General features: G+C 53.1%; 26 protein-coding genes. 21 read left to right on the top strand and 5 right to left on the bottom strand.

Features of this window, described 5'->3' with window-relative positions; genetic code table 11:
• The first annotated feature begins 113 nt into the window (after window positions 1-113).
• The 3 genes from OH144_RS10945 (at window position 114) to OH144_RS10935 (ending at window position 4,076) form a co-directional block, all read left to right on the top strand.
• Window positions 114-1,202: a ferredoxin--NADP reductase gene (locus OH144_RS10945; protein WP_266202274.1), complete on the top strand. Its 1,089-nt coding sequence runs from the start codon at window positions 114-116 to the stop codon at window positions 1,200-1,202.
• 117 nt (window positions 1,203-1,319) lie between these two features.
• Window positions 1,320-3,053, top strand: a complete 1,734-nt coding sequence (locus OH144_RS10940) for a M3 family oligoendopeptidase (RefSeq protein ID WP_266202273.1) — start codon at window positions 1,320-1,322, stop codon at window positions 3,051-3,053.
• A 222-nt stretch (window positions 3,054-3,275) separates the two neighbouring features.
• On the top strand, window positions 3,276-4,076 hold the full coding sequence (locus OH144_RS10935; RefSeq protein WP_266202272.1) for an META domain-containing protein: 801 nt from the start codon (window positions 3,276-3,278) through the stop codon (window positions 4,074-4,076).
• 74 nt (window positions 4,077-4,150) lie between these two features.
• Here OH144_RS10935 and paaD read toward each other — a convergent pair whose 3' ends face one another.
• From paaD to OH144_RS10910, 5 genes are all read right to left on the bottom strand, one after another.
• On the bottom strand, window positions 4,151-4,633 hold the full coding sequence (paaD, locus tag OH144_RS10930; protein ID WP_266202271.1) for a 1,2-phenylacetyl-CoA epoxidase subunit PaaD: 483 nt from the start codon (window positions 4,631-4,633) through the stop codon (window positions 4,151-4,153).
• 118 nt (window positions 4,634-4,751) lie between these two features.
• On the bottom strand, window positions 4,752-5,507 hold the full coding sequence (gene paaC, locus OH144_RS10925; RefSeq protein ID WP_266202270.1) for a 1,2-phenylacetyl-CoA epoxidase subunit PaaC: 756 nt from the start codon (window positions 5,505-5,507) through the stop codon (window positions 4,752-4,754).
• The gene (locus tag OH144_RS10920) at window positions 5,507-6,142 is read right to left on the bottom strand and encodes a phenylacetic acid degradation b (RefSeq protein WP_266202269.1); all 636 of its coding nucleotides are present in this window, start codon (window positions 6,140-6,142) and stop codon (window positions 5,507-5,509) included. The genes paaC and OH144_RS10920 overlap by 1 nt, the downstream gene beginning before the upstream one ends.
• A gap of 90 nt (window positions 6,143-6,232) precedes the next feature.
• Window positions 6,233-7,219, bottom strand: coding sequence for a 1,2-phenylacetyl-CoA epoxidase subunit PaaA (paaA, locus tag OH144_RS10915; RefSeq protein WP_266202268.1), 987 nt, complete (start codon window positions 7,217-7,219; stop codon window positions 6,233-6,235).
• A 68-nt stretch (window positions 7,220-7,287) separates the two neighbouring features.
• The gene (locus tag OH144_RS10910; protein ID WP_266202267.1) at window positions 7,288-7,908 is read right to left on the bottom strand and encodes a TetR/AcrR family transcriptional regulator; all 621 of its coding nucleotides are present in this window, start codon (window positions 7,906-7,908) and stop codon (window positions 7,288-7,290) included.
• 274 nt (window positions 7,909-8,182) lie between these two features.
• Between OH144_RS10910 and OH144_RS10905 the strand changes: the two genes are divergently transcribed.
• From OH144_RS10905 to murD, 18 genes are all read left to right on the top strand, one after another.
• Window positions 8,183-8,956 carry an enoyl-CoA hydratase/isomerase family protein gene (locus OH144_RS10905; protein WP_266206329.1) on the top strand — a complete coding sequence of 258 codons (774 nt, stop codon included), beginning with the start codon at window positions 8,183-8,185 and terminating at the stop codon, window positions 8,954-8,956.
• 71 nt (window positions 8,957-9,027) lie between these two features.
• Window positions 9,028-9,498 carry a sterol desaturase family protein gene (locus OH144_RS10900; protein WP_266202266.1) on the top strand — a complete coding sequence of 157 codons (471 nt, stop codon included), beginning with the start codon at window positions 9,028-9,030 and terminating at the stop codon, window positions 9,496-9,498.
• Window positions 9,479-10,354: a MerR family transcriptional regulator gene (locus OH144_RS10895; protein WP_266202265.1), complete on the top strand. Its 876-nt coding sequence runs from the start codon at window positions 9,479-9,481 to the stop codon at window positions 10,352-10,354. The genes OH144_RS10900 and OH144_RS10895 overlap by 20 nt, the downstream gene beginning before the upstream one ends.
• A 224-nt stretch (window positions 10,355-10,578) precedes the next feature.
• Window positions 10,579-11,094, top strand: coding sequence for an RNA polymerase sigma factor (locus tag OH144_RS10890; protein WP_266202264.1), 516 nt, complete (start codon window positions 10,579-10,581; stop codon window positions 11,092-11,094).
• Between the two features lie 16 nt (window positions 11,095-11,110).
• Window positions 11,111-12,616, top strand: a complete 1,506-nt coding sequence (locus tag OH144_RS10885; protein WP_266206328.1) for a phytoene desaturase family protein — start codon at window positions 11,111-11,113, stop codon at window positions 12,614-12,616.
• 48 nt (window positions 12,617-12,664) lie between these two features.
• Window positions 12,665-13,474, top strand: coding sequence for a phytoene/squalene synthase family protein (locus OH144_RS10880; RefSeq protein WP_266202263.1), 810 nt, complete (start codon window positions 12,665-12,667; stop codon window positions 13,472-13,474).
• Window positions 13,475-14,008: a signal peptidase II gene (locus OH144_RS10875; RefSeq protein ID WP_266202262.1), complete on the top strand. Its 534-nt coding sequence runs from the start codon at window positions 13,475-13,477 to the stop codon at window positions 14,006-14,008. It begins immediately after the preceding gene.
• Between the two features lie 128 nt (window positions 14,009-14,136).
• Window positions 14,137-14,835, top strand: coding sequence for a lycopene cyclase domain-containing protein (locus tag OH144_RS10870; protein ID WP_266202261.1), 699 nt, complete (start codon window positions 14,137-14,139; stop codon window positions 14,833-14,835).
• Between the two features lie 5 nt (window positions 14,836-14,840).
• Window positions 14,841-15,692: a 4-hydroxy-3-methylbut-2-enyl diphosphate reductase gene (locus OH144_RS10865; RefSeq protein ID WP_266202260.1), complete on the top strand. Its 852-nt coding sequence runs from the start codon at window positions 14,841-14,843 to the stop codon at window positions 15,690-15,692.
• A gap of 225 nt (window positions 15,693-15,917) precedes the next feature.
• Complete coding sequence (locus OH144_RS10860; protein WP_266202259.1) at window positions 15,918-16,610, top strand: fatty acid desaturase; 693 nt, start codon at window positions 15,918-15,920, stop codon at window positions 16,608-16,610.
• A gap of 118 nt (window positions 16,611-16,728) precedes the next feature.
• Window positions 16,729-17,328: a hypothetical protein gene (locus OH144_RS10855; RefSeq protein ID WP_266202258.1), complete on the top strand. Its 600-nt coding sequence runs from the start codon at window positions 16,729-16,731 to the stop codon at window positions 17,326-17,328.
• Window positions 17,329-18,007: 679 nt separating this feature from the next.
• The gene (gene mraZ / locus OH144_RS10850; protein ID WP_073852298.1) at window positions 18,008-18,475 is read left to right on the top strand and encodes a division/cell wall cluster transcriptional repressor MraZ; all 468 of its coding nucleotides are present in this window, start codon (window positions 18,008-18,010) and stop codon (window positions 18,473-18,475) included.
• A complete protein-coding gene (rsmH, locus tag OH144_RS10845; RefSeq protein ID WP_266202257.1) occupies window positions 18,475-19,395 on the top strand; it encodes a 16S rRNA (cytosine(1402)-N(4))-methyltransferase RsmH in 921 nt (306 codons plus the stop codon). Before mraZ ends, rsmH begins: the two co-directional genes overlap by 1 nt.
• Window positions 19,396-19,423: 28 nt before the next feature.
• Complete coding sequence (locus OH144_RS10840) at window positions 19,424-19,855, top strand: FtsL-like putative cell division protein (protein ID WP_266202256.1); 432 nt, start codon at window positions 19,424-19,426, stop codon at window positions 19,853-19,855.
• On the top strand, window positions 19,845-21,944 hold the full coding sequence (locus tag OH144_RS10835) for a penicillin-binding protein (protein WP_266202255.1): 2,100 nt from the start codon (window positions 19,845-19,847) through the stop codon (window positions 21,942-21,944). The genes OH144_RS10840 and OH144_RS10835 overlap by 11 nt, the downstream gene beginning before the upstream one ends.
• Window positions 21,944-23,407, top strand: a complete 1,464-nt coding sequence (locus tag OH144_RS10830; protein WP_266202254.1) for a UDP-N-acetylmuramoyl-L-alanyl-D-glutamate--2,6-diaminopimelate ligase — start codon at window positions 21,944-21,946, stop codon at window positions 23,405-23,407. Before OH144_RS10835 ends, OH144_RS10830 begins: the two co-directional genes overlap by 1 nt.
• Before the next feature lie 51 nt (window positions 23,408-23,458).
• The gene (gene mraY / locus OH144_RS10825) at window positions 23,459-24,679 is read left to right on the top strand and encodes a phospho-N-acetylmuramoyl-pentapeptide-transferase (protein ID WP_266202253.1); all 1,221 of its coding nucleotides are present in this window, start codon (window positions 23,459-23,461) and stop codon (window positions 24,677-24,679) included.
• A 31-nt stretch (window positions 24,680-24,710) separates the two neighbouring features.
• Complete coding sequence (gene murD / locus OH144_RS10820) at window positions 24,711-26,054, top strand: UDP-N-acetylmuramoyl-L-alanine--D-glutamate ligase (RefSeq protein WP_266202252.1); 1,344 nt, start codon at window positions 24,711-24,713, stop codon at window positions 26,052-26,054.
• Window positions 26,055-26,057 lie beyond the last annotated feature (3 nt).

Here is a 26,057-nt window from a genome sequence, read left to right as displayed (position 1 = left end):
GGCTGGCGTCTTAAAATTTATACGTTACTTTCTCAGAACAGGAGGGATTGTCGTAACTTTCAGGTTCGAAATATGTTTTAGACCGAGACGAATCTGAGCAAAAAAATAGAACCATGAGTAGTCCTTACCTTAACCTGAAGGTTGTAGAAATTACCCACGAAACAGCTGACGCTGCCACCATACATTTTGAGCACCCCGAAAAGCATACCATAGCATATAAACCGGGCCAATTCCTCACCCTGATCCTTCCGGTTGAAGGCAAGGAGATCCGCCGCTCTTACTCCCTCAGCAGTACGCCGCACGAAGCACCGCGCCTGTCGGTAACGGTAAAGCGCGTGGAGGGCGGGCTGATGTCGAATTACCTGCTCGACCACCTGCAGGTAGGGCAGGAGGTAAAGGTGATGGAGCCGATCGGTAACTTCTGCCTCACCTGCGCCCCCACCAACCAGCGCCAGGTACTGCTGTTCGGTGCCGGCAGCGGCATTACGCCGCTCATGTCCATCCTGAAGGCGGTGCTGCGCGAGGAGCCGAACAGCAAGGTAACGCTGCTCTACGGCAACCGCGATGAGGACTCAGTGATCTTCAGGGAGCAGCTGCAGCAGCTGCAGGCACAGCACCAGGGGCGCCTGCAGGTAGTGCACATCTACAGCCAGCCTCGCCAAGCCTGCGACCACCGCGGCCGCATGAACCAAAGTATGATCATTAAGATACTGGAGCGCCTGCAACTGGCCAAGGTATCGGACGCGGTGTATTATATGTGCGGGCCAGAGGGAATGATGGAGGAGGTGCGCCATGCGCTCAGCGTGCTGCGCGTGCCAGTAGACCGTATTTTCAGGGAGAGCTTTGTGAGCAATAAGCTGCTGGATAAGCAGGAGCAGGAGGCGCAGCACGGTGCCGTGATGTCCTCTGACGAAGATGGGGAGATCAGCACCCAAACCGTGACCGTTATTTACGAGGGCTCAGAGTACAGCTTTGTGGTGGAGCCGGACCAGACCATACTGGAGGCGGCGCTGGAGCAGGACATCGATTTACCGTACTCCTGCCAGGCCGGCCTGTGCACCGCCTGCCGCGGGAAGTGTCTGAGTGGCAAGGTGCACCTTGATGAGCGCGAGGGCCTGTCTGACGCGGAGATGGAGGAGGGGTATGTGCTCAACTGCGTGGGGCACCCGCTTACGTCGAACGTAGTAATTGAGATCGGTTAGGCCGAAAAAAACGTATAAGAGGGCAGCACCGGAGAAGTTTTCTTGCGGCGCTGCCCTTTTTTTTTGTACTTTCATAAGAAATGCCTATATTGTACTTCTGAAATATATATTGCCATAATGACAATACAACAAACAACTGACTTAATAATACCGGAGCGCATGCCCCGCACCTACCTCTCAGAGAATTTTAAAGTGGAGCAGTGGGAAACCATCAGGCCATATTTCGAGGAACTGAAGACGCGCCAGATCGAGAGCGTGGAGGAACTGGAGAAGTGGATGCGGGACCGCAGTGAACTGGAAAGCGTGCTTTCTGAGGACCTCGGCTGGCGCTATATCCGCATGACCTGCGACACCCAGAACGAGGAAACCACGAAGGCTTTCCAGTACTTTATCTCGGAGATAGAGCCGAACATAGCCCCGCTGGACCATGAACTGAACCTGAAGCTGATGCACTCGCCGTACGTGAACGGGCTTGACAAGGAAAAGTATAAAATCTACCTACGTGGCGTGGAACGCGCGTTGGAAATTTTCCGGGAAGAGAACATCCCGCTGCAAACCGAGATCAGCACCAAACAGCAGCAGTATGCCGCCATTACGGGTGCCATGACCGTAACGCTGGATGGGGAGGAGATGACGCTGCAGCGCGCAGCAGACCGCCTGAAGCGTACCGACAGAGCCGTGCGTGAGGAAGCCTGGAGGGCTGTGCAGGAGCGTCGCTTCCAGGACCGCGAGAAGCTGGATAGCCTGTTCGATGAGCTGCTGAGGCTGCGCCACCAGGTGGCTGCCAACGCCGATTTCGAGAACTTCCGCGATTTTATGTTCGCTGCCATGGGCCGCTTTGACTATACGCCGCAGGATTGCTTCGATTTCCATACTTCGATTGAGGAAACCATCGTACCGCTGCTTACTAAAATTGATGAGGAGCGCAAACAATTGCTGGGGCTGGAAGAACTTCGCCCATGGGACCTGGATGTAGACCCATCCGGAAGAAAGCCGCTGGAGCCCTTCAGGTCCGGCGATGAGCTGCTGGAGAAGACGGTGCAGGTGTTTTATAAGCTGGATACATACCTGGGCGATTGCCTGGCCACCATGCGGGAGATGGGCCATCTGGATCTAGAGTCCAGAAAAGGAAAAGCCCCGGGCGGCTATAACTATCCGCTGGATGAGATCGGGGTGCCGTTCATCTTCATGAACGCCACTTCCAGCCTGCGCGACGTGATCACGATGCTGCACGAGGGCGGCCACGCCGTGCATTCGTTCCTGACGCGCGACCTGTGGCTCAATTCCTTTAAGCACCCGCCCTCAGAGGTAGCCGAGCTGGCTTCCATGTCGATGGAGCTGATCTCGATGGATTACTGGGATACCTTCTTTGAGGATGAGGACGAACTGCGCCGCGCCAAGAAAACGCACCTGGAGAGCGTACTGGAGACTTTCCCGTGGGTAGCCACCGTGGATAAATTCCAGCACTGGATCTACGAGCACCCGGAGCAGACGCAGGAGCAGCGCCACCAGGAGTGGCTGAACATCTTCGGAACCTTCAACCATAAGCTGGTGAAATGGGAGGGGCTGGAGAAGTATAAGCCCTATTTGTGGCAGAAGCAGCTGCACATCTACGAGGTGCCGTTCTATTACATCGAGTATGCCATGGCGCAGCTTGGGGCCATCGCCGTTTGGAAAAACTATAAGGAAAACCCTGCCGAAGGACTTGCCGCCTATAAGCGTGCCCTCAGCCTGGGCTACACCGTTTCCATTGGGGAAGTGTATGAGGCAGCCGGCATTAAATTCGACTTCAGTACCGACTATATCAAGAGCCTGGTGGATTTCGTGCAGGCAGAGATGGAGAACTTGTAAACCTGATTTTGCTTGCTACTCTGCAACACCCCGCTGCCAGGTATGGCAGCGGGGTGTTTTTTTGCTATGGCTATGAGTATCAGTTTCTATGTCCTAGCAGGAGCTCCCGGCGGGTAAAAGAATATAGCAAGAATGTAATACTGGCACAGCTTTTGGGAGGTGGCTGAGCGGTTGCTACCTGGTAGCCGCTGTATTTACGAAGCCATCTATTCTACTAAAACTATGTTAAAAATTAAATTCTTACTCCCACTTAGCCTGCTTCTGCTGCTACTCATCAGCTCCTGTGCCACTAAAAAGGCGGTAACAGAACTAAGCAATAACACACAGGATACTGCTTTTGCAGAGGAGCAGGTAGAAGACAACCCCAGGCTTTGGCAAGAGAAATTTGAGAGGGGTGTCGATTTTGTGGCCACAGGTAATGAGCCGTTCTGGTCGCTGGAGATAGATGAGGAGGGGGTGCTGAAGTTTAAGGCCCTCCATGCGGAAACTGGAAGTATAAAAGTACCTGTGCCAGCTGCCATTACGACTGCTGAGGGAGCAGTGTACACGGCCGAGACAAGCAAAGGGCCTCTGGTGGTGCAGCTTCAGCGGGCATCCTGCGAGGACACGATGTCCGGGAAAAAGTCCTCTTACACGGTAACGGTACGCTACCCGGGGCAGGCGTTTAGCGGCTGCGGCAACTACCTCAGCGACTCACGACTGGCCGGGAATTGGGTGCTGGAGGAACTACATGGCAAAGCTATTACTGCCGAACGAAAGCCTTTACTGAACTTCTCTCTGACGGAGAATAGAGTGTCGGGTAATGCGGGCTGCAACCGGATAACCGGCAGTGTGGAAGTAAAAGGAGACAAGCTATACTTTGGTGCGATAGCCGCTACCCGTATGGCCTGCCCGGACCTGAAAGTCGAAAGCCAGGTATTGCAGGTGCTGAGCAAGCGTGAATTAACCTATAAGATCGAAGATGGCCGGCTACGGCTGCTGCAGGACGGGGAAGAGGTAATGGTGCTGCAGGCCGGGGGGTAAGGCATGTTTTAGCATTAAATTAGAAGCGCCAGCTAAAGTATAGCTGGCGCTTCTAATTTATACTTTTTTATACTTTACAGGGGCTTAAACTGCTCAAACATCTGCTTACAGGTGTTGCAGTAGTGCATGGAACGGCAGAGCGTCGGTCCAAAGGGTGTCCTGAGGGTGGTGTCTTCGCTATCGCAGTAGGGGCAGGCCACATGTTCCAGAATGTCCAGATCAAGTATAAGATCATACTTTGGTGGCGGGGCCAAGCCAAATTCCTTCAGGTGCTGGCGGCCCTTTTCGCTGAGTTTGTTGCTATCCCAGGGGTTGTCGAAAGTCATGTTAACCGTATAGTTGGGGATGCCATGCTTCACCAGCGTCCGTTCTACATCTTTCTTCATGTAATCCATAGCAGGGCAGCCGGCAAATGTAGGTGTCATGTTCACCGTCACGTGGCCTTCTTCAGAAATCTCCACGCCCGTGATCACCCCCAGGTCCACCAGCGACAGCACCGGAATCTCGGGGTCTTTTACTTCCTCCAGCAGGGTTAGTATGTGTTCTTTGGTCAGCATCTTTTTTGGTATCTCGTAGCACGTATCAAGTAGCACGACTTCCTGTTTTCGCTGGAACGTCTCATATGTGGGTTAAGGTACACGAGAATCGTGCTACGTATGTCGTGCTACGTAAAAACTACCACTCAGCCGTCGGGTCGATCTTAAATACTTCTGCCATTTCATCTAGCAGCGGTTGCAGATGCTCGGTATGCTCGCCGTAGCGTCCGCCATACTTGGGTTTTATACTTTCCAGGTCCGGCAGCTTCAGGTCAGTTTTCTCGATAACGGCCTGTATGCGCTTCAGCCATTCTGTTTTCACAGCTTCTTCGCCCGCATAAATGCCGGCTTCGATCAGTTCCTGCTCATACTTTGATGTTTCAAACATACCCAAGGCATAAGGCAGCGCCTCATTCAGGGACGATTGCAAGCGAAGTATAGCTTCTTCGGTAGAGGTGCCCAGGTTCTTGATCCAGGTGTTGGCGTGCAGCACGTGGTATTTTACTTCGCCTTTAAGCTTGGTCGCCACTTTGGCAATCGGCTCGTAGCTTGATTGTGAAAGCATTTCGAAACGAATAATCTCAGCGTTATCGTACAAAAAGTGGCGGATCAGGCTGAAATCGTACTCGCCGTTTGGCTGCTCTACCAGCTGGCTGTTATGGAATTGGTTCGCGTTGCGGGTAAAAGCAACCGTATCCGGGTCGGACTCCCCAAGTTCCTGCAGCAAAGTATAAAATGCTAAACTATGGCCGATCTTATCCTGCGCCATCGACGAGAAAGCAATATCTTCTTCCAGTATCGGGCCGAACCCGGTCCACTCGGAGTTGCGGTGGCCAAGTATCAACTGGTCGTCTGCCAGCTTGTATAACAGGTCTTTTATCGCTTGCTCGTTCATTAGGGGGCAGTGGTTTTATTTTCTTCTTTATACTTGGTGATCTTGTCCATTACCTTGTAAGCAATGGCTTCGCGGTACTTCTTCTCCGGAATAGTGGCCCACATATCTTTGTCTTCCTCCGCAGATTGGAGCACATCCTTCGACTTTACTACCCACACATTCACTACCGGGGCTTTCTCTCCGAAAGCTGTTTTTGCTTCCTGCAAGGCTTCCTGGTAAGAAGTTGCCATCACACGGCCGGCATGTGTATGCGCTTTACCGCGCTTTTTCAGGTGGAAGATCTCGTAAGGCTCAGGCTGAGCACTTTGCTCGGCAGGTTCTTGCACGCGAATCATGTCATATACATTCTCCTGATCACCCACATAAGGTGTCACCTGTATGTTTTCGGTGCGCACAATCCAAAGGCCGACACACGGGAAACGGCGGCTGTACTGCTCTTTGGCAAACAGGAACGCCACGTCCTCGTTGGGTGCGTGAACAGGACCTACATACGTATAGGCAGCGCCTTCTTTTTTCTGATGGAAGACTTCGTATGTTTCAAACTGATCCAGCTCCGGCTTCGGCTCCATGGCAGGAACTTTGCCTTCTGGCAGGTTCAGTCGGGTTACTCTCGGGTCAAGGGACTTTAAGCTCATTCTTCGCTAATTATGAATGATGAATTATTGATTATGAATTTGGTGCCTCGGCTTAGAGCTTTGTCTTTAATTCATAATTCTTAATTGCCGTTAGGCCAGCGGCTTCACATACTTTGCTTTGGGGTTGAGCAAGGCTCTGCGCACCCAGGCGCCGCGCTCTTCGGCAGTACGGCGTACGGCGAGGCGCTCTGCGTTGCAAGGGCCGTCGCCGTTGATAACGCGCTTAAACTCGTCCCAATCCGGTTCCGTGTATTCCCATTGGCCCGTTTCCATGTTCTTCTTCAGGTTCGGATCCGGCACGGTCAGGCCAAGCTCCCAAATCTTGGGCACATACATGTCCAGGAACTGCTGACGGCACTCGTCATTCGATGCCATCTTCACTTTCCAGCGCATCAGCGTCTCCGTATGCGTGCTCATTTTATCAGATGGCCCGAAGAAGGTCATGATCGGTGGCCACCAGCGGTTAAGTGCAGCCTGAATCATTTCGCGTTGCGTTGGGGAACCGGTTGCCATGTGCACCACGGCATCGTGGCCATACTTCAGGTGGAACGCTTCCTCGGCGCAGATCCGCTCCAGCGCTCTGGAGTATGGACCGTAACTGCCTTTGGCGTTTGCCAGCTGGTTTACGATCGCGCCGGCATCAATGAGCCAGGAAATAATGTTGGAGTCAGCCCAGGTAAAGGCAGGGTAGTTGAATACGTTGGAGTATTTTGATTTGCCGTTGATCAGGTCTGTCAGCATTTGCTCGCGCGACTTGCCCAGGGTTTCAGCAGCGGAGTAGAGCAATTGCGCGTGGCCTACCTCGTCCTGCACCTTGGCCATTTGCGCCATCTTACGGCGGAAACCCGGAGCGCGGGTGATCCAGGTACCCTCCGGCAGGGCACCGATGATCTCAGAGTGTGCGTGCTGCTCGATCATGCGGATCAGCTGCTTGCGGTAGAGTTGCGGCATCCAGTCGGTTGGCTCAATCTTCTCGCCACGGGCGATGCGCGCCTCAAATTCTTCTAATTTTGCAGGATCTTCTGTCTGCAGGTCGTCGAATTTAGTAGCCTCAAAAACGTTTCCTCCTCCGTACATAATATTTATAGTTTTAAGGTTCAGCAAAAGGTGCCGGACTGGGTGAGCAGTCCGGCAGGTTAGGTAGTTTAGATTGTATTAAGGTGAGAGTAAGTATCTTGTAAAGCCTGCCGTTGGGTGCTCAGGCCGTTTAGTAGCATCTCCGAAAGATTCCCGGCAATCTCTGCCGGTGTCATCTTCCCTTCCGGTTTGTACCAGGTGTGTATCCAGTTGAGGCCGGAAAGGATGGTTAATACAGCAAATTTCTCATCGGGCACCATGAACTCGCCGTTCCCGGTGCCGGCCCGGATGATGTCGCGAAAGCGGGCCTCATACTTGTCGCGAAGCGAGAGGTACGTGCCGTGCATGGGTTCACTCAGGTGGCGCCACTCGTGCAGAAAAACCGCCGAGGCCTCTGTGTTCTTTGTCAGCACCTGCACGTGGGCGGAGATGGCGCGTTTCAGCCTCTCAGTGGCGGAGCCGCCGCTGGCCTCTGCCGCATCTAAGGCCTCAAAAAACTCCCTGGCCATCCGGAAACACACCCGCTGCAGTATCTCCTCCTTGGACTTGATGTGCGAGTAAATACTGGCGGCCTCTATACCCAGCGCATTGGCCAGATCGCGCATCGATGTGGCCGAGTATCCCTTTGACTTAAACAGGACAGTGGCCGTTCGCTCGATTTGCTCTTTTCTGCTCAATACTGCTTCCATAGTTATTTAACAAACATAAGCAACCTAACGTTCGTTAGCAAATTTATTTTATAAACGATTATACTTTTAGAAGGTTGGCAGGAGAGTTGCAGGGAGAGTAGTTGGGAGGAAGCAAGATTAATTTTATACTTGTGCCGGTTATCGTGTGGTCTATGCCTGATTAAATGCAGCGTCGGCTCCACACTTGCGTATATTTGAACACAAGGCTTCTAGTTTCTTGTACATAAGACGATATATCATGACAGAACTAACAAATACGGCCGAAAGGCTGACGATGGAATTTATCAACTATGAGGTGAAGGATCGGGTGGGCTACATCACGCTGGCCCGACCCGAGAAAAGGAACGCCCTGAACTACGAGGTAGTGTCTGAGCTGAAGCGCGTCTTCGGCCTGGCCGAGGATGACGAGGCCTGCAAGGTAATTGTGCTGCGCGCCGAGGGCAAGGTGTTCTGCGCCGGTGCCGACTTGGAGTATATCCAGCGCCTGCAGGAGAACGATTACCACGAGAACCTGCTCGACTCCACGCACCTGATGGAGCTTTTCCGGATGATTTATACCTTGAAGAAGGTGGTGATCGCTCAGATCCACGGCCACGCCATCGCGGGCGGCTGCGGACTAGCTGCCATCTGCGACTTCGGCTTCACCGTGCCGGAGGCAAAGTTCGGCTACACCGAGGTGAAGATCGGCTTTATACCTGCCATTGTGAAGGTGTTCCTGCTGCGCAAGATAGGGGAGGCCCGTGCCAAGCAGCTGCTGCTCACCGGCGACCTGATCTCGGCGGAGGAAGCGGAGAGGTATGGCCTGGTGAATTACGTGGTGCCTGCTCAGGAGTTGGAGGAGCGGGTGTTTGCCTTTGCTCAAAAGCTTTGCGCCGAGAACTCCAAGCAAAGCATGGAGGTGACGAAAGAGATGATCGCGCGTGTGCAGGGGATGAGCCTGGAGGAGGGCCTGCAGTACGCCTCCGAAATGAACGCAGTGGCCCGCGGAAGCGAGGATTGCCAGCGCGGTATCGCTGCTTTTCTGAACAAAGAACAAATAAAGTGGTGAGCTTTTGTTTAATACATTAAACTATTCCTTAAACTTGCTGTTTTGTGTGTATGCTAACAGGCATCGGAATCATGCTTCTGACTTTTGTGGCGATGGAAGGCGTGGCGTGGCTCATGCACAAGTACGTCTTGCACGGGTTCCTTTGGGGCCTGCACAAGTCGCACCACACGCACCATCAACACGCCTTTGAACTAAACGACCTGTTTTTTGCCTATTATGGTCTGCTGGCGATGCTCTTTTTCATCTTCGGCAGCGACCCGATCGACTACAGGTTCTGGATTGGCGCAGGCATCACCCTGTATGGGGCAGCCTACTTCCTGATCCACGATGTGTTCATTCATAGGCGGATAAAGGTATTCGGAAGAACGTCTAGTGTTTACCTGAAAGCCTTGAACATGGCGCACAAGGTACACCATAAAGAGCAAGGCAAGCATGGTTCAGAGTCGTTTGGGATGCTGTGGGTAGCGCCGCGGTATTTCAGGCAGGCTTACGACATTGTGAAGAAACAGGAACAGGAGAAACGTGGCTCAGTACACTATTAAAGAACTCGAACATCTTTCAGGCATCAAGGCGCATACTATCCGGATATGGGAGCAGCGCTATGGTATCCTGAACCCCAGGCGCACCGAAACCAATATTCGCTATTATGACGATGCAGACCTGAAGTCATTGCTGAACATCTCGCTCCTTAACGAGCGCGGGTACAAGATATCCAAGATCGCGCAGATGGAAAAGGGGGAGATTCTGGAGACGGTGCGGCAGTTGTGCGACCAGCCCTGCGAGTGCGCGCACCACGTCAGCGAGCTGGTGGCGGCTATGGTGGACATGGACGAGTATAAATTCGACCGGGTGCTTTCCAAATCCGCCGTGCAGATGGGGTTCCAGGAAACAATGCAGGAGGTGGTTTATCCGTTCCTCAATAAGATCGGCATCCTGTGGCAGACCGGTAATATTACGCCGGCGCACGAGCATTTTGTCAGCAACCTGATCCGGCAGAAGCTGCTGGTGGCTATAGACGGCCAGACGGCGCGTTGGAAAGAGGGTGATCCTGTTTATATTCTATACTTGCCTGAGGGCGAGCTGCACGAGCTGGCGCTGCTGTACATGCACTACATCCTTCGGGCGCACCACCAGCGGGTGGTGTACATGGGCCAGCACCTTCCCTTTAAAGACCTGGAACTTACCTATGAGCAGTTCCGGGCCGAGTATCTTTGCACAGTACTCACCACCACCCCGGAGCGGGAGCAGGTGCAGGGGTATCTCAACAAACTCTCGGAGCGATTCCCCGACAGCACCATCTACGTATACGGTTACCAGGTGCAGCACGAGGCCCTGTCTTTCCCGGAGAATGTACAGCGGCTAAGCTGTATGACAGAGCTAATTGCTAAGTTGAAGTAAAATTTTGCATTGTTTTTTGTCCGGCCCGCTGCTTCTCACGTTATAAGGAAGCAGCGGGCCGGGCGTTTTATGTTGTTTGCACAAGAAATATGTACGTACACGGGATGCGAGGCTCCGTTCGTCGAAATTGTTTAAACAAACTCAAAAATAACTTACACAAAGCTATTTTTATTAAACAGTCTGTCGTATATTTGTTTATGGTTGTACCATAAAACGTTAAACAAATGACAGCTCTGGAATTCAATACCCTCGTACAGAATGTAGCACAGTCGCTACGGCCGGCGGCCATGAACCTGACCCGAGATTTGGACGATGCCAAAGACCTCGTGCAGGAGACCATGCTGAAAGCCCTTACGAACCGCGATAAGTTTAAGGCAGGCACGAACCTTAAGGCCTGGCTCTACACCATCATGCGCAACACCTTTATAAACAACTACAATAAGGTTACCAAGCGCAGCAGCAATATCGATAGCTCTGAATACCTGCAGTACCTCAATACCGACGAGAACTTCGTGACTCAGAACAAAGGCACGGCAACTTTCGTCATGAATGATATTAACAAAGCCATTGCCAGCCTTAACGAGGAGCATCGCACCCCATTTATGATGTATTACGTGGGCTATAAGTACCTTGAGATTGCGGAGAAACTGCAGATTCCGATTGGTACGGTGAAGAACCGCATCCACATCGCCCGTAAGGAGCTGAAAAAGGTGCTGAAAGTATACAGGCAGGAGGCATAATGAAGTAAGGTCCTTAATTCACTATATGGCTGTAACACGCGTGATAGTAATCGGCTCCGGCTTTTCGGGCCTCTCGGCAGCCACTAGCCTGGCCGACAAAGGCTATGACGTGACGGTGCTGGAGAAGAACAGTAGTCCCGGCGGCCGAGCCCGTAGCTTCTCAGCCAGCGGTTACACCTTCGACATGGGGCCCAGTTGGTACTGGATGCCCGGCGTGTTTGAGGCCTACTTCAACAAATTCGGAAAATCCACCTCCGACTACTATGACCTCCTTCGGCTAGACCCATCCTATACGGTTGTGTTTGGGGAGGATGATTTTATGGATGTGCCGGCCCGGCTGCCGGCGCTGCAGGCGCTCTTCGAACAGATGGAGCCCGGCAGCGCCGCGCAGCTGGACGCGTTTCTGGAGCAGGCTGCTTACAAGTATGAGGTGGGCATCAACCAGCTCGTCTACAAGCCCGGCCGCTCCATGACGGAGTTTATGAGCCCGCGCCTGCTGCTCGATGTGCTGCGCATGGATGTGTTCCAGTCGTTCCACAAGCATATTCGCCGCTTCTTCCGTCACGAGAAAATCATCAAGCTGATGGAGTTTCCGATCCTTTTCCTGGGCGCACTGCCCCGCAACACCCCTGCCCTTTATAGTTTGATGAACTACGCTGACATCAGCCTGGGTACCTGGTACCCGATGGGCGGCATGTATAAGATCGTGCAGGGGATGGTGCAGCTGGCTGAGGAGAAAGGCGTACGGTTTCTGTATAACCAGAACGTGCAGCGACTGGAGGTGCAGGACGGAAGCGTAACGCATGTGCGAACGGAGACAGGGACCTTTGAAGCCGAGGTGATAGTGGCCAGTGCCGATTATCACCACGTGGAGAAGGAGCTGCTGCCTAAGGGCAGCCAAAGTTATTCCGACAGCTACTGGGATACGCGCGTGATGGCCCCGTCCTCGCTGCTGTTTTACCTGGGCGTGAACAAGCGCCTGCAGAATCTGCGGCATCACAACCTGTTTTTCGACGAGGACTTCGGGCCCCACGCCCAGGAGATCTATACCCACCCGCAATGGCCTGCAAAACCTTTGTTCTACGTTTCAGCGCCCTCTGTAACTGACCCGAGCGTAGCTCCGGAGGGCTGTGAGAACCTGTTTATACTTATACCGGTGGCCCCCGGCTTGCAGGATGCGGAGGAGCTGCGCGAAAAATACTTTAACCTGGTGATGGACCGCCTGGAGCGCCTGACGAAGCAGGATATCCGCAGCCATATTACCTATAAGCGCAGCTACGCGCACAATGATTTTATACAGGACTACAATGCCTTCAAGGGTAATGCCTACGGTCTGGCTAACACGCTGCTGCAGACAGCCATCCTGAAGCCAAGCCTGAAGAGCAGGAAAATCAGGAACCTATACTATACCGGGCAACTCACCGTGCCCGGACCGGGTGTGCCGCCCTCACTTATCTCGGGGCAGGTAGTGGCGAAGGAGATCGAGAAGGAGTTTGCACCGCCGGTGGGCGTAAACGTATAATTTACCTAAATCTGATGGCGTATGGAGCAACTCTTTAACGAAACCTGCATGAAGTGCAGTAAAGTCATTACCCAGGCCTACAGCACCTCCTTCACGCTCGGCATCCGGACGCTGGACAAGAAATTGCACCTGCCCATCTATGCCATCTATGGCTTTGTACGCTGCGCCGATGAGATCGTGGATAGTTTCCACGGGCACGACAGGCGCAAGCTGCTTGCTGCTTTCAAGAAGCAGACCTACAAGGCCATCGACCAGCGGCTGAGCCTGAATCCGGTGCTGAACGCTTTCCAGTGCGTGGTGCATACGTATGGGATAGATAAAGCGTATATTGAGGCTTTCCTGAAAAGTATGGAAATGGACCTGGACGACCATGTGTACGACCGGACACTATACGACGAGTACATCTATGGCTCTGCCGAGGTGGTGGGGCTGATGTGCCTGAAAGTGTTCTGCGAAGGCGATGAGGAGATGTTCGGGCGGCTGGAGAAGCCAGCCCGTAGCTTGGGGGCGGCCTTTCAGAAAGTGAATTTCCTGCGTGATATGAGGAGCGACTACAAGGAGCGGGGCCGGGTTTACTTCCCGAAGGTGGAGTACCGCAAGTTCAGTAACGCGTGCAAGGCTGAGATTGAGCAGGATATCCTCCAGGATTTTAACGATGCCTATGCCGGGATCATGGCCCTGCCGCGCACGGCCCGCATGGGCGTGTACCTGGCCTATGTGTATTACCGCAAGCTTTTCCGCAAGATACAGGGCCTGCCGGCCAAACACATCCTGAAGGAGCGCGTAAGAGTACCTGATAATACTAAGTTTGCCTTACTGCTTAGTTCCTACGTCAAGTACAGATTTAACGCGATTTAAATGCTCAAGATTTTACCCTTTACACTTTTACTTTTTATAGTACAAGTGGCGCTGGCTGATACCGAAACCCGCTATGACCTCTCTGAGCTGAGAACAGAATACCTGGAAGCAAGCAAGGACAAAACCGTTGCCGAGCGCTTCAACAAGAAAATGAGCCAGTATGGGGAGAAGGACCCGGTGGTGCTGGCCTACAAGGCTGCCTCCGAGGCGGTGATGGCCAAGTATGTCTGGAACCCTTATAGCAAGCTGAAGCAGATAAAGACCGCTGCCGCCATTTTTGAGGAAGCGGTGGCGTTGGACAGGGATCATCCTGAAATCCGCTTTCTCAGGTTTACCGTGGAGCATTACGTGCCCCGCTACCTCAATCTGAGCCCTAACCTGGAGAGCGATAAGAAAGTGATGATCAGTAGTCTGAAAGCGTATCCTGACTCCGAAATATCTGCGGAATTTGCCCGCACCATGCGCGACTTCCTGCTTACCAAAGACCATTGCACCGAAGCCGAGAAAAGGGAGCTGCGGCGTATCAGTATCTAACCCCGAAAGTATAAAGCGGAGCGAATGATGCTGCATTGCGGCTACAAGGTATGCCTGTAGAAAGGCAGAGGACCTTTGGGCAGGATTCAAATTCAGTTTTACCGTTGTTTCCCTTTATACTTTAACACATGTACCTCTACCTGTACCTCAACATCTTCACCATCCTGTTCCCCTTTCTGCTGTCCTTCGATAGGAAGGTGGCCTTTTACAAGGACTGGGGTGCGCTGTTTCCGGCCATACTGGCCAATGGGGTGTTGTTTATCGTATGGGATGCCCTGTTCACCAGGGCCGGCATCTGGGGCTTTAACGAGGAGTACCTGACGGGTATTTACCTGTTCGGCCTGCCACTGGAGGAGGTACTCTTCTTCCTGACGGTGCCTTATGCCTGCGTGTTTATCTACGACGTGCTCAACGCCTACATCACCAAAGACCTGCTGCAGCCCTACGTGAAAGGTATTGCCGTAGGGCTGATGTTGGTGCTGCCCCTGATTGCGGTCTTTCACATGGGCAGGCTGTATACTTCCGTCACCTTCATGCTGCTCACGCTGATGCACCTGGTGCACCTGAAGTTTTTCGGCACGCGCTACTTGGGCCGCTTTTACCTGGCCTACCTGGTGCACCTGGTACCTTTTCTGCTCGTCAACGGCGTGCTCACGTACCTGCCTATCGTGTGGTATAACAACGACTATAACCTGGGGCTCCGCATCGTTTCCATACCTGTAGAGGATACTTTATACTCCATGTTGATGCTTTTGCTTACTATTTCTGTGTATGAGGGACTTAGGCAGCGCAAAAGCGTAAAACAATATGCCCCTGTAGCTGTATAGAACGTATGAGTACCCTGCGCATAACCATCGACGATAACTCCGGCTTCTGTTTCGGAGTGGTGTATGCCATCCAGATGGCCGAGGACATCCTGGATGAGCAGGGGTATCTGCATTGCCTGGGCGATATCGTGCACAACGACGTGGAGGTGGAGCGCCTGCAGCAGCGGGGCCTGCGCATTATTAACCACGAGCAGCTACGGCAGCTGCAAAACGAGACGGTGCTGATTCGCGCCCACGGAGAGCCCCCGCAAACCTATCAGATCGCCCTGCAGAACAACCTGACCTTGATAGATGCTTCCTGCCCGGTGGTGCTGAAGTTGCAGAATCGCATCAAAACCTCCTACGATAAAAGCGATAAGATCTATATATATGGCAAGCATGGCCATGCCGAAGTGATAGGCTTGCTGGGGCAAACCGGTAACCAGGCAGTGGTGTTTGAAAGTATGGAGGAGCTGCTGCAGTACGACCTTCCGCCCAAAATTACCCTCTACAGCCAGACCACCAAGAGCACCGACAGCTTTTATAGTATAAAAAGCCGGCTGGAAGGGCAGGGGTACGAGGTGAATGCCAACGACACGATCTGCCGACAGGTATCAAACCGCGACAAGGAACTACGGAAGTTCGCCGCCAAGTATGACAAGGTGGTCTTTGTGTCCGGCACCAAATCGAGCAACGGCAAGGTGCTCTACCAGGTATGCAAGGACACCAACCCGGAAACATACTTTGTCTCAAAGGTAGAGCAGCTAGAGCCAGGGTGGTTCAGCGCCGGCGACTTGGTTGGGATTTGCGGGGCCACCTCCACGCCCATGTGGCTGATGGAGCAGGTGCGCGATGCGCTGCTGAAGTATGAACTTTAAGGGCGAATTGCGTAATGCGTATCTAGTAGCACGTATCACGTATCACGATAAAGGGAGATTAACTGGATGGGGTGCCTGAGAGGCAGCGGAAGTATAAATTCAACCTATTCAAGTAGGAATGTGAGGTACCGCCACACGGCAAATATAGCTTCACCAAACATGTGCCATAAAAAAGTCGTGCTACTTGATACGTGCTACGGTAAGAGAGATACGAAAAGCAATAGAATGGCAATAGCGAGAAAGAATGATTTCCGGGGTGTGCTGATAGCGGCAGTTATACTTGCCAGCTGGTTGCTGCTGCTGGTGTACCTGCTTACGTCTTATACCGTGGATTTCGCCTCACCGCTTACGTACCTCTTTATCCTGCTGCAGACGCATCTCTACACTGGTTTGTTTATTACGGCCCACGATGCCATGCACGGCGTGGCGGCCCCGGGAAGGCCTGAACTGAACAAAGCGATCGGTACAGTAACGGCTTTTCTGTTTGCCTATAACTGGTATCCGCGCCTGCTGCCGCGGCACCACCAGCACCACCGTCACGTCGCCACCGACCAGGACCCTGATTACCACCACGGCTCGTTCTGGCCCTGGTACCTGAGCTTTTTGAGGCAGTACATCACCTGGTGGCAGCTCCTGCTCATGGCCCTTACGTTTAATGTGCTCAAGCTATACTTTCCGCTCGAGAACGTGGTGTTGTTCTGGATGCTGCCGGCCATTCTGGCCACTTTTCAGCTATTTTACTTCGGTACTTTCCAGCCGCACCGCGGAGAGCACCCCGAGGATAATCCGCACAAATCCAGCACGCAGGGCAAGAACCATGTATGGGCCTTTGCCAGCTGCTACTTCTTCGGCTACCACTACGAGCACCACGACAAACCGTACCTGCCCTGGTGGCAGCTTTATAAAACCAAAGTTTAAGTATGGAAAGTATAAATAATTAGGTCCGTGATGTGCAACAGCGCGGGCAAGCCAGCCGTATGCCTAAGGGTTTGCAGTGACTTGCATCCTTTCGTTTTAATCTTTGCCTTTCCAGCCGATGAAATTCAGCGTAGCTTCCCTAGCCCTGATTGCTCTTGTAACTTTACTTTTGCTGAGCCAGCCGCATACTGCCTCAGCACAAACCTTCACGAACGGGGGAGCGGGGAAAGAGCCGGCCAGCCTGAAAGCGGGTGTGAGCTTTGTGTGGCTCTCCGAAAACGACAGCCAGGGCCTGATGTTCAGCAACAACTTCAGCCACTACCTGGGCAAGCGCCTGTCGCTTGGCCTGAACCTTGGCCTCCTGTCGGCCAAGCGCTACGACGACGCCAAGCAGATCTATACCATCCAGAACACGTTTTTCATGGGCTCCGTTGATGCAGCTTTCGATGTGATGCAGGCGGAGATCGTTACGTTCCGCCTCGGGGCAGGCCCAAGCTTTCGCCACCGCGCCGAAATCAACTCTGACCCGGAGGGGCAGGGGACGATTGATGGCTCCGTGACCCACATTAAAACCTCTGACATTGGCCTGCACGGCTTTCTGGAGAACGACTTCGGCATCCTGCGCAATGGCGTGGCCGGGGGCAGGATCTCCTACTTCCACTATAAAGAGGGCACGCCCATTCTTTCAATAGGCCTTCACTTAGGGTTTAAATTTTAGGATACCATCCAACTATAACACCTAAGGTGCGATTAACCCACTCCTAACTCCTCCGAGGAGGGGAAGCAAATTACGCTTGAAGGGTTTTCCCCCCTTGGAGGGGCAGGGGTAGGCTTACACCTTTACAAAAGCAGTAAATCGCAACAGGAGTTATTAAAGTATAAGCGGAGCTGAAAAGGCTCCTTTTTTGATGAAAAGCGCAACGCTCCCAGAGTTTGCACATCGGGTTTTCATGCTGGCTAAACCCCAAGGTCACAGTACCCTATCAAAGCCCTCCTCCAGAAGGGGTAATCCAGTCCTCGGATGTCGAGATTTTCCCGCCACTTTGCTCCACCTTGTTTAAATCCCTTCCACTTTCTCCCACTTTTGCCACTTCGCCCCACTTTCACAGTAGATAAGTATCAAAAATCGTCTATGTTTAATATTTGTCATTTAACCTGCTTATAATCAGTATGTTGTGTTTTTAGCGTCTCGTATTTTAAGGAATTTGCTGATTCGCTGCAAATTTAGTTATACCCAAAATGAGGGGCCGGTGGTGTGGATAATGTGGATAAGTGGTGTGGATTACCATAATTTATCCACAAAGTGGTAAAAAGTGGTAGATTGTGGTTGCTAAATTTTGCTGATTGGCTACATTTGTATAGTCCAAAGTCTATACGGACTAAATCACCATAAGCCTATGAACTTCCTTTCTGGCGAATATGAGTGCAAGATTGATCCGAAGGGAAGGTTGGTTTTACCTGCAAAGATAAAAGCCAACCTGCCGGAGGCGTCTGGCAATCATGTGGTGCTGATGAGGGGGTTTGAGCCTTGCCTGGTGCTATACCCGAAGGCGGAGTGGAAGGTGATTTACGATAAGGTGGCCGGCTTGAACGAGTTCAACGAGGAATACCGCCATTTCCAGCGGAATTTCTTCCGGGGTAACACCGAGATTGAGCTGGACGGCGCGGGGCGCTTTATTGTGCCCAAGACCATGTCACGCTTTGCGGAGCTGGAGAAAGAGGCGATTGTGGTAGGTTTGGGTAACCGTGTGGAGATTTGGAACCCAGATAAGTATGAGGAGTTCCTGATTAAAGATCAGCAGAATTTCTCGCAGCTCGCCCAGAAGTTTTTGGGGGATAAACCGGCTGAAGAGCCACTTGTGTAATGGAGTATCATCGCCCAGTATTACTGGAAGAGTCGGTAGAGGCGCTGGCCATCAAGCCGGACGGAATATATGTGGATGTGACGTTTGGCGGCGGAGGTCACTCGGCGCGCATCCTAAAGGAGCTTACAGCAGGCAAGCTCTATAGTTTTGACCAGGACGCCGACGCGCAGGAACAGTCGAAGAAGCTGGAGGGGCCGAACTTTCAGTTCGTGCGCGCCAACTTCCGCGACCTGAAGAAGTACCTGCGCTTGTATAGCGTGAAGAAGGTGGATGGGATTCTGGCCGACCTGGGGGTTTCGTCGCACCAGTTCGATGTGCCGGAGCGCGGTTTCTCTACCCGCTTCGACGGTCCGCTGGACATGCGCATGGACCCGGATGCGGGAATTACTGCCCAGGAGGTGCTGGAGACATACTCGGAAGAGCAACTGCACCGCATCTTCGGGATCTATGGGGAGGTGAAGAATGCCAAGACCCTGGCCCGCACGGTGGTGGAGAAGCGCAACCGCCAGCCGCTGGAAACGATTGCCCAGTTTAAGCAGGCCATCAGTTCCTGCACCCCGAGAGGGAAGGAGAACAAGTACCTGGCCCAAGTGTTCCAGGCGCTCCGCATCGAGGTGAACGACGAGATGAAGGCGTTGGAGGAGATGCTGGAGCAGGCGGCGGAGCTGCTCAGTCCCGGCGGAAGGCTCTCGGTGATCTCGTATCACTCGCTGGAAGACCGGATGGTGAAGAATTTCATCGCCAAGGGTAAATTTTTCGGGGAGGTGGAGAAAGACCTCTTTGGGAACGAGATAAAGCCGCTGGAGGCCGTGCATCGCAAGCCGGTGACGCCGACAGAGGAGGAACTGCTGCAGAACAGCCGCTCCAGGAGTGCCAAGCTAAGGGTAGCTGAGAAGAGGGAGGAACGAGACGCAAAGTAACACAAACTGCTAGCTAAAGAAAACAAGTATGGCTTCTAATGTACTCACAAAAAGAAACAGCGCGCCCAAGCTAAATGCGGTGCGTGTGAAGCCAGAGGCAGAGGAACCGCTGAAGCCAAAGAAGAAGGGATTCAGTTTGTTCGCACTGCTCGATAAGTACGCCAATGTTGATGCCTTGTTTGAAGAGGGGGTGCCGCTGAAGTATATGCCGCGCATCCTGTTTCTGACGGGCATTACGCTTTTATATATCGGCAATACGCACTTTGCCGTGAAGACGGTTCGCCAGATAGATAAGGTGAAGGTGGAGGTGGAGGACCTGCGGGCCGATTACTCCACCCTGAAGTCGGAGTACATGGAGGCGAGTAAGCAATCGGAGGTGGCCCGAAACGTGGCGCCACTCGGTCTGGAGGAAAGCTCCCGGCCGCCATACCAAGTTATAGTGCCTGCAGATGAGTATTAAGAAGTCGATACTGATCCGGGTTAGGCTGGTATTCCTGTTGGTTTGCCTGTTTGCGTGCGCTATCGTGTATAAGGTAGTGCATATTCAGTTTCTGGACGGAGATAAATGGAAGAGCATCTCTAAGGAGCGCCGCATTTTTTACAAACCGGTGCATGCCACCCGTGGAAACATCCTTTCAGATAACGAAAGCATATTGGCTACGTCGCTGCCTTTCTACCGTGTGGCATTCGACCCTACGGTGGCAAAGCCGGAGGTATTTAACAGTGGCATAGATTCGCTGGCCATGCTTTTGTCGCGCTTTTACGGCGATAAGTCGGCGGATTATTATCACCGCAAGATTAAGAACGCGCGGCACTCCGGCAGAAGGTATGTACGCCTGAACAGCAGGCAGATAGGTTACCAGGATAAAAAGGTGATGTCGCGCTGGCCCATCTTCCGGGAGGGCAAGAACAGGGGCGGGGTGATCTTTGAGAAAGTAGAGAAGCGCTTTAAGCCATTTGGTATACTAGCCGAGCGTACCATTGGCTTTATAAACGAGGATAAGAACGGAGCAGGGCTGGAGTACAGCTTTAATGCGAACCTGTCTGGAACCGACGGCGAGGCACTTTTTGAGCGAATCGCCGGGGGCAGCAAGCCTATCCACGACGGCACCGAGGTGAATCCGCAGCACGGGTACGACATCAAAACCACGCTGGACATCAACCTGCAGGACGTGGCGGAGAATGCGCTGTACAAGGCCCTGGAGAAAACCAACGCGGAGTATGGCACCGTGATCCTGATGGAGGTGAAGACCGGCGAGATCAAGGCCATGGCTAACCTCGGTAAGACCAAAGGCGGCTACATTGAGGATTATAACTACGCCGTAGGGAACCAAGGACGTACCGAGCCGGGCTCCACGTTTAAGCTGGCCTCCATGATGGCCCTTTTTGAGCATCACCCGGAGGTGAGCCTCACGGACACCATCGACACGGGGGATGGCCGTTACAAGATCAAAAACACGGTCATGACGGACGCCAAGATCAATGGATACGGCAAGATTACGGTGCAGCAGGTGTTTGAGAAATCATCTAACATCGGCGTAGCAAAGCTGATGGAGCAATATTTTGGCAATGAGCAGCAGGCTTTTGTCGATTACCTGAACAAGTTCGGGCTGAATAGTACCCTGGGTTTCCAGATGGAAGGCGAGGCCAGGCCCTATATGAAAGATCCGCAGGACAAGAACTGGTATGGGACCACGCTCACTTCCATGTCTATCGGCTACGAAACGAAGCTCTCGCCGTTGCAAACGCTGGCTTTTTACAATGCCGTGGCAAACAACGGGGTGAAGATACAGCCGATCATCGTGAAGGAGATCCGCAAGGTGGATGAGGTGGTGCAGTCGTATGAGACCCGCGTGCTGAACGAGAAGATATGTTCTGATGAGACGCTCAAAAAGCTCAGAACTATGCTGGAGGGCGTGGTGGAGAACGGGACAGCCAAGAGTATCCACAGTGCCGATTACAAGATCGCGGGCAAGACGGGTACAGCGCGAAAGGTAAAGGACGGACGGTATGTGCGCGAGTACTCCACCTCCTTTGCCGGCTACTTTCCGGCCGATGACCCGAAGTACAGTTGCATCGTGATCATCGACAGCCCGAAAGGCGTGAACGTGTACGGTAGTGATGTGGCGGCGCCTGTGTTCAAGGAACTCGCTGACAAAGCCTACGCCCGTGACCTGGCCATGCACAAGCCCATGCACGCACGTGTGGTGCCGGACAAGGAGAGTCTTCCGGTGGTGCAGGCGGGTAGTTTTGATGACCTGAAGATGATCTACAACACGCTCGGCATCAGCACCCGCGCGGCCAATGCGGATGAGGATTGGGTGAAGGTAACGCCAAAACGCCGCTCGCTGGAGTTTAAAGCCAACCCGGTGCTACAGAACAAGGTGCCGGATGTGGTGGGGATGACCCTGCGGGATGCCTTGTTTATACTAGGCAACCAGCACCTGGAGGTAGAGGTGGAAGGAGTGGGCAAGCGCGTGAAGAAACAGTCTATTGCGCCGGCCACCGACATAAATGAAGCAAAAACGATAACGATTATACTTGGCTAATGCAGCTACTGCAGGACATACTACAGAATGTAAACGTGCTCAGCACCCACGGCCCGCTTGATGTGCCGGTGCAGGGCATCACCTTCGATTCGCGCCAGGTGCGGGAGGGGGTGCTGTTTGTGGCGGTGCGCGGGGTGCAGGCTGATGGCCATGCGTTCATACCCAAGGCGGAGGAGGCAAGTGCTGTCGCCATAGTATGCGAGGAACTGCCGCAGGAGCTAAGGCAAAGTATGATCTATGTGCAGGTGCAAGACTCGGCCCAGGCGCTGGGGCAACTGGCTTCGGCCTTCTATGGCCATCCATCCAGAAAGCTGCAGCTGGTAGGCGTGACGGGCACAAATGGGAAGACCACCTCGGTAACCTTGCTGCACAAGCTGTTCCGCGAACTGGGGTATCACGTGGGCCTGATCTCCACGGTGCAAAACCAGATCGATGAGGAGGTGATCCCTTCTACACACACCACACCGGATGCCGTGAAGCTGAACGAGCTGCTGGCGCAGATGGTGAAAGCCGGTTGCACGCACGCTTTTATGGAGGTGAGTTCCCACGCCATGGTGCAACAAAGGGTGGCAGGCATTACGTTTGCCGGTGGCGTTTTTACCAACATCACCCACGACCACCTGGATTACCACGGCACCTTTGATGAATATATCAAGGCTAAAAAGGGTTTCTTTGACATGTTGTCGAAAAAGGCTTTTGCCCTGGTGAACGCCGACGACAAGCGCGGGCCGGTAATGGTACAAAACACGAAAGCCAGCGCCCATTTTTATGCTTTACGCAAGGTGGTGGAGTTCAAGGGGCGCATCATTGATAATACTATTCAGGGATTACACTTGGAGGTGGATGGGCGTGAGATCTGGGCTAAGCTCATCGGAACGTTCAATGCTTACAACCTGCTGGCCGCTTACGGGGTGGGGGTGCTGCTGGGCGAGGACCCGACGGAGACGCTGACCATACTTTCGAGCCTGAATTCTGCTGCCGGACGTTTTGACTACATCGTGTCTGATTCGCAAATAACTGGGATTGTGGATTATGCCCATACGCCGGATGCACTTGAGAACGTGCTGAACACGATACAGCAGATCCGGGACCCGAACCAGAAAGTGATAACGCTGGTGGGTTGCGGCGGGAACCGCGATGCGGCCAAGCGCCCGGTGATGGCAGATATTGCCTGCCGCCTTAGCGACAAAGTTATACTTACCTCCGACAATCCGCGCTTCGAGGAGCCGCAGGTTATATTGGAGGATATGCAGAAAGGGGTAAAACCGATCGATTATAAGAAAACGCTATCGGTGCTGGACCGTAAGGAGGCCATTAAAACAGCCTGCATGCTGGCCGAGCCGAACGATATCATACTTGTTGCCGGCAAGGGACACGAGACCTACCAGGAGATCAAAGGGGTGAAGTATGACTTTGACGATAAACAGATTTTACGCGAGATGTTCCGGCAGCTCGGAAAGTAAAGTATTGCCAAACAAACAATTTTTAGCCAAAGGTAACCGAATACAGAATTAATGCTTTATCACCTTTTTACATACCTCGACCGTGAGTTCGACTTCGTCGGAGCTGGCGTGTTTCAGTACATTTCCTTCCGGGCAGGTATGGCCACACTTGTATCGCTGCTGATTGCCATGATCTTTGGTGGCAGGCTGATCAAAGTGCTGCAGCGCAAGCAGGTGGGCGAGTCTATCCGCGACCTGGGGCTGGAGGGACAGATGGAGAAGAAGGGTACCCCCACCATGGGCGGCCTGATCATCCTGCTGGCCATCCTGGTGCCGGTGCTGCTGTTTGCCCGCCTCGACAACGTGTACGTGCAGCTGATGATCGTCTCCACCGTGTGGCTCGGAATGATCGGCTTTCTGGACGATTACATCAAGGTATTCAAGAAGAACAAGGAGGGCCTGGCTGGCCGCTTCAAGATTCTGGGCCAAATCGGCTTGGGCCTGATCGTGGGCCTGACGCTATACTTTAACGATGATGTGGTGGTGCGCCAGTACATGTTTGCCGACGGTTCCACCTCCGCTGTGAATGCCTCTGGCCAGTATATGGATGTGCACAGCATGATCACCACCATTCCATTCCGCAAGAACAACGAGCTGGACTATTGCAACCTGTTTGCGTTTGCCGGTCCGCTTTTCGCAGGATGGTCCTGCTACCTCTACATCCCTTTTGTGATCCTGGTGATCACAGCGGTGTCAAACGGCGCGAACATCACCGACGGCATTGACGGTCTGGCGGCGGGTACTTCTGCCATTATCGGCCTTACGCTGGCGATTTTTGCCTGGGTATCCGGTAACACCATTTTTGCCGATTACCTGGACATCATGTTCATCCCGAATTCCGGTGAGCTGGCCATATTCTCGCTGGCCTTTGTGGGAGCCTGTGTGGGCTTCCTGTGGTACAACACTTACCCGGCGCAGGTATTCATGGGCGATACGGGCAGTCTGGCCATTGGCGGCATCATTGCGGTGCTGGCCCTGATCGTGCGCAAGGAACTGCTCATCCCTATACTTTGTGGCATCTTCCTGATAGAGAACCTGTCGGTGATGCTGCAGGTGAGCTACTTTAAGTATACTAAAAAGAAGTATGGTGAAGGCCGTCGCATCTTCAAGATGTCGCCGCTGCACCATCATTACCAGAAACTGGGTTACCATGAGTCGAAGATTGTGGGCCGCTTCTGGATCGTGGGCATCATGCTCGCCATCCTGACGCTGGCAACGTTGAAATTGAGATAGCCACAGCCTAACAGAAAACGAACAATAAACTATGAAGATAGCGGTACTAGGAGCAGGAGAAAGCGGAGTAGGAGCGGCTTTGCTGGCAAAGGCAAAGGGGCTGGAGGTATTCGTGTCTGATAAAGGTGAGATCAAGGAGCAGTACAAGGCCAAGCTGGCCACTGCTGCCATTCCATTCGAAGAGGGAAATCATACTTTAGAAACCATACTCAACGCTGATGAAATCATTAAAAGTCCTGGCATTCCTGATAAGGCTGCAGTTATCCAAGAGGCAGCCAAGAAACAGATTCCTGTAATATCAGAGATCGAGTTTGCCGGCCGGTACACCGATGCCAAGTTCATCTGCATTACGGGCACTAACGGCAAAACCACGACCACGCTGCTCACTTACCACCTGCTCAAGAACGCAGGTATCAACGTTGGGTTGGCGGGTAACATCGGGGAGAGCCTGGCCGAGAAGGTGATCGATAACAAGCACGACTATTACGTGGTGGAGCTGAGCAGCTTCCAGCTCGACAACATGTACCAGTTTAGAGCGCATATGGCGGTGCTAACCAACATCACCCCCGACCACCTGGACCGCTACGAGTACAGCATGGAGAAGTATGCCGCCTCTAAGTTGCGGGTGGCCCGGAACATGTCCGGAGCCGATTTCTTCCTGTTCAACGCCGATGATGAGAACATCAGCAAGGCGTTTGACTCGGCCAGTTTCGGAGGCACCACCATTCCCTTCTCCCTCAAGGGGGCAAAGGACGCCAAAGTATACTTCGAGGGAAGCAAGATAAAAGTAACTGCCAGGTTCTATGAGGGGACCGTGGATACGTCCAAGTCGGGCCTGATCGGTAAGCACAACCAGTACAACACCATGGCGGCAGTAGCCGTGGCCAAGCTGATGGGTGTGGAGGATAGCCAGATTGAACAGGCGTTGGAGACCTTCGAGAACGCGGACCACCGGCTGCAGCTGGTAGGTATAGCCAAGGAGGTGAGCTACATCAACGACTCTAAGGCTACTAATGTGGAGGCCGTATGGTACGCGCTGGAAGGCATCAAGCAGCCGATCATCTGGATTGCCGGCGGGGTGGACAAAGGCAACGACTATCAAACGCTGATCGAGCTGGCCCGGGAGAAAGTAAAGGTGCTGGTTTGCCTGGGCAAGGATAACGAGAAACTGAAGGAGGCCTTCGGCCGCGTGGTGCCGATCATTGCCGAGACAACATCGATAGAGTATGCCGTGCGCCTGAGCCGCTCGTTGGCCACGCCCGGGGATGTGGTGCTGTTGTCGCCGGCCTGCGCCAGCTTCGACCTTTTTGACAATTACGAACACCGGGGACAGCGCTTTAAGGAGGCTGTGGAGAAAATAGTGCTGAAGAAGTAAAGT

This window comes from Pontibacter kalidii (assembly GCF_026278245.1).
In the GTDB taxonomy this organism is placed as follows: Bacteria; Bacteroidota; Bacteroidia; order Cytophagales; family Hymenobacteraceae; genus Pontibacter; species Pontibacter kalidii.
The sequence above is the reverse complement of the archived record's forward strand: the minus strand, read 5'-3'. Positions and strand labels throughout refer to the sequence as shown.

What these genes read in the sequence shown, in the direction of transcription:
- OH144_RS10945 (WP_266202274.1), top strand. Translation starts at nt 114, where the DNA reads ATGAGTAGTCCTTACCTTAACCTGAAGGTTGTAGAAATTACCCACGAA.
- OH144_RS10940 (WP_266202273.1), top strand. Translation starts at nt 1,320, where the DNA reads ATGACAATACAACAAACAACTGACTTAATAATACCGGAGCGCATGCCC.
- OH144_RS10935 (WP_266202272.1), top strand. Translation starts at nt 3,276, where the DNA reads ATGTTAAAAATTAAATTCTTACTCCCACTTAGCCTGCTTCTGCTGCTA.
- paaD (WP_266202271.1), bottom strand. Translation starts at nt 4,633, where the DNA reads ATGCTGACCAAAGAACACATACTAACCCTGCTGGAGGAAGTAAAAGAC.
- paaC (WP_266202270.1), bottom strand. Translation starts at nt 5,507, where the DNA reads ATGAACGAGCAAGCGATAAAAGACCTGTTATACAAGCTGGCAGACGAC.
- OH144_RS10920 (WP_266202269.1), bottom strand. Translation starts at nt 6,142, where the DNA reads ATGAGCTTAAAGTCCCTTGACCCGAGAGTAACCCGACTGAACCTGCCA.
- paaA (WP_266202268.1), bottom strand. Translation starts at nt 7,219, where the DNA reads ATGTACGGAGGAGGAAACGTTTTTGAGGCTACTAAATTCGACGACCTG.
- OH144_RS10910 (WP_266202267.1), bottom strand. Translation starts at nt 7,908, where the DNA reads ATGGAAGCAGTATTGAGCAGAAAAGAGCAAATCGAGCGAACGGCCACT.
- OH144_RS10905 (WP_266206329.1), top strand. Translation starts at nt 8,183, where the DNA reads ATGGAATTTATCAACTATGAGGTGAAGGATCGGGTGGGCTACATCACG.
- OH144_RS10900 (WP_266202266.1), top strand. Translation starts at nt 9,028, where the DNA reads ATGCTTCTGACTTTTGTGGCGATGGAAGGCGTGGCGTGGCTCATGCAC.
- OH144_RS10890 (WP_266202264.1), top strand. Translation starts at nt 10,579, where the DNA reads ATGACAGCTCTGGAATTCAATACCCTCGTACAGAATGTAGCACAGTCG.
- OH144_RS10880 (WP_266202263.1), top strand. Translation starts at nt 12,665, where the DNA reads ATGAAGTGCAGTAAAGTCATTACCCAGGCCTACAGCACCTCCTTCACG.
- OH144_RS10875 (WP_266202262.1), top strand. Translation starts at nt 13,475, where the DNA reads ATGCTCAAGATTTTACCCTTTACACTTTTACTTTTTATAGTACAAGTG.
- OH144_RS10870 (WP_266202261.1), top strand. Translation starts at nt 14,137, where the DNA reads ATGTACCTCTACCTGTACCTCAACATCTTCACCATCCTGTTCCCCTTT.
- OH144_RS10865 (WP_266202260.1), top strand. Translation starts at nt 14,841, where the DNA reads ATGAGTACCCTGCGCATAACCATCGACGATAACTCCGGCTTCTGTTTC.
- OH144_RS10860 (WP_266202259.1), top strand. Translation starts at nt 15,918, where the DNA reads ATGGCAATAGCGAGAAAGAATGATTTCCGGGGTGTGCTGATAGCGGCA.
- OH144_RS10855 (WP_266202258.1), top strand. Translation starts at nt 16,729, where the DNA reads ATGAAATTCAGCGTAGCTTCCCTAGCCCTGATTGCTCTTGTAACTTTA.
- mraZ (WP_073852298.1), top strand. Translation starts at nt 18,008, where the DNA reads ATGAACTTCCTTTCTGGCGAATATGAGTGCAAGATTGATCCGAAGGGA.
- rsmH (WP_266202257.1), top strand. Translation starts at nt 18,475, where the DNA reads ATGGAGTATCATCGCCCAGTATTACTGGAAGAGTCGGTAGAGGCGCTG.
- OH144_RS10840 (WP_266202256.1), top strand. Translation starts at nt 19,424, where the DNA reads ATGGCTTCTAATGTACTCACAAAAAGAAACAGCGCGCCCAAGCTAAAT.
- OH144_RS10835 (WP_266202255.1), top strand. Translation starts at nt 19,845, where the DNA reads ATGAGTATTAAGAAGTCGATACTGATCCGGGTTAGGCTGGTATTCCTG.
- OH144_RS10830 (WP_266202254.1), top strand. Translation starts at nt 21,944, where the DNA reads ATGCAGCTACTGCAGGACATACTACAGAATGTAAACGTGCTCAGCACC.
- mraY (WP_266202253.1), top strand. Translation starts at nt 23,459, where the DNA reads ATGCTTTATCACCTTTTTACATACCTCGACCGTGAGTTCGACTTCGTC.
- murD (WP_266202252.1), top strand. Translation starts at nt 24,711, where the DNA reads ATGAAGATAGCGGTACTAGGAGCAGGAGAAAGCGGAGTAGGAGCGGCT.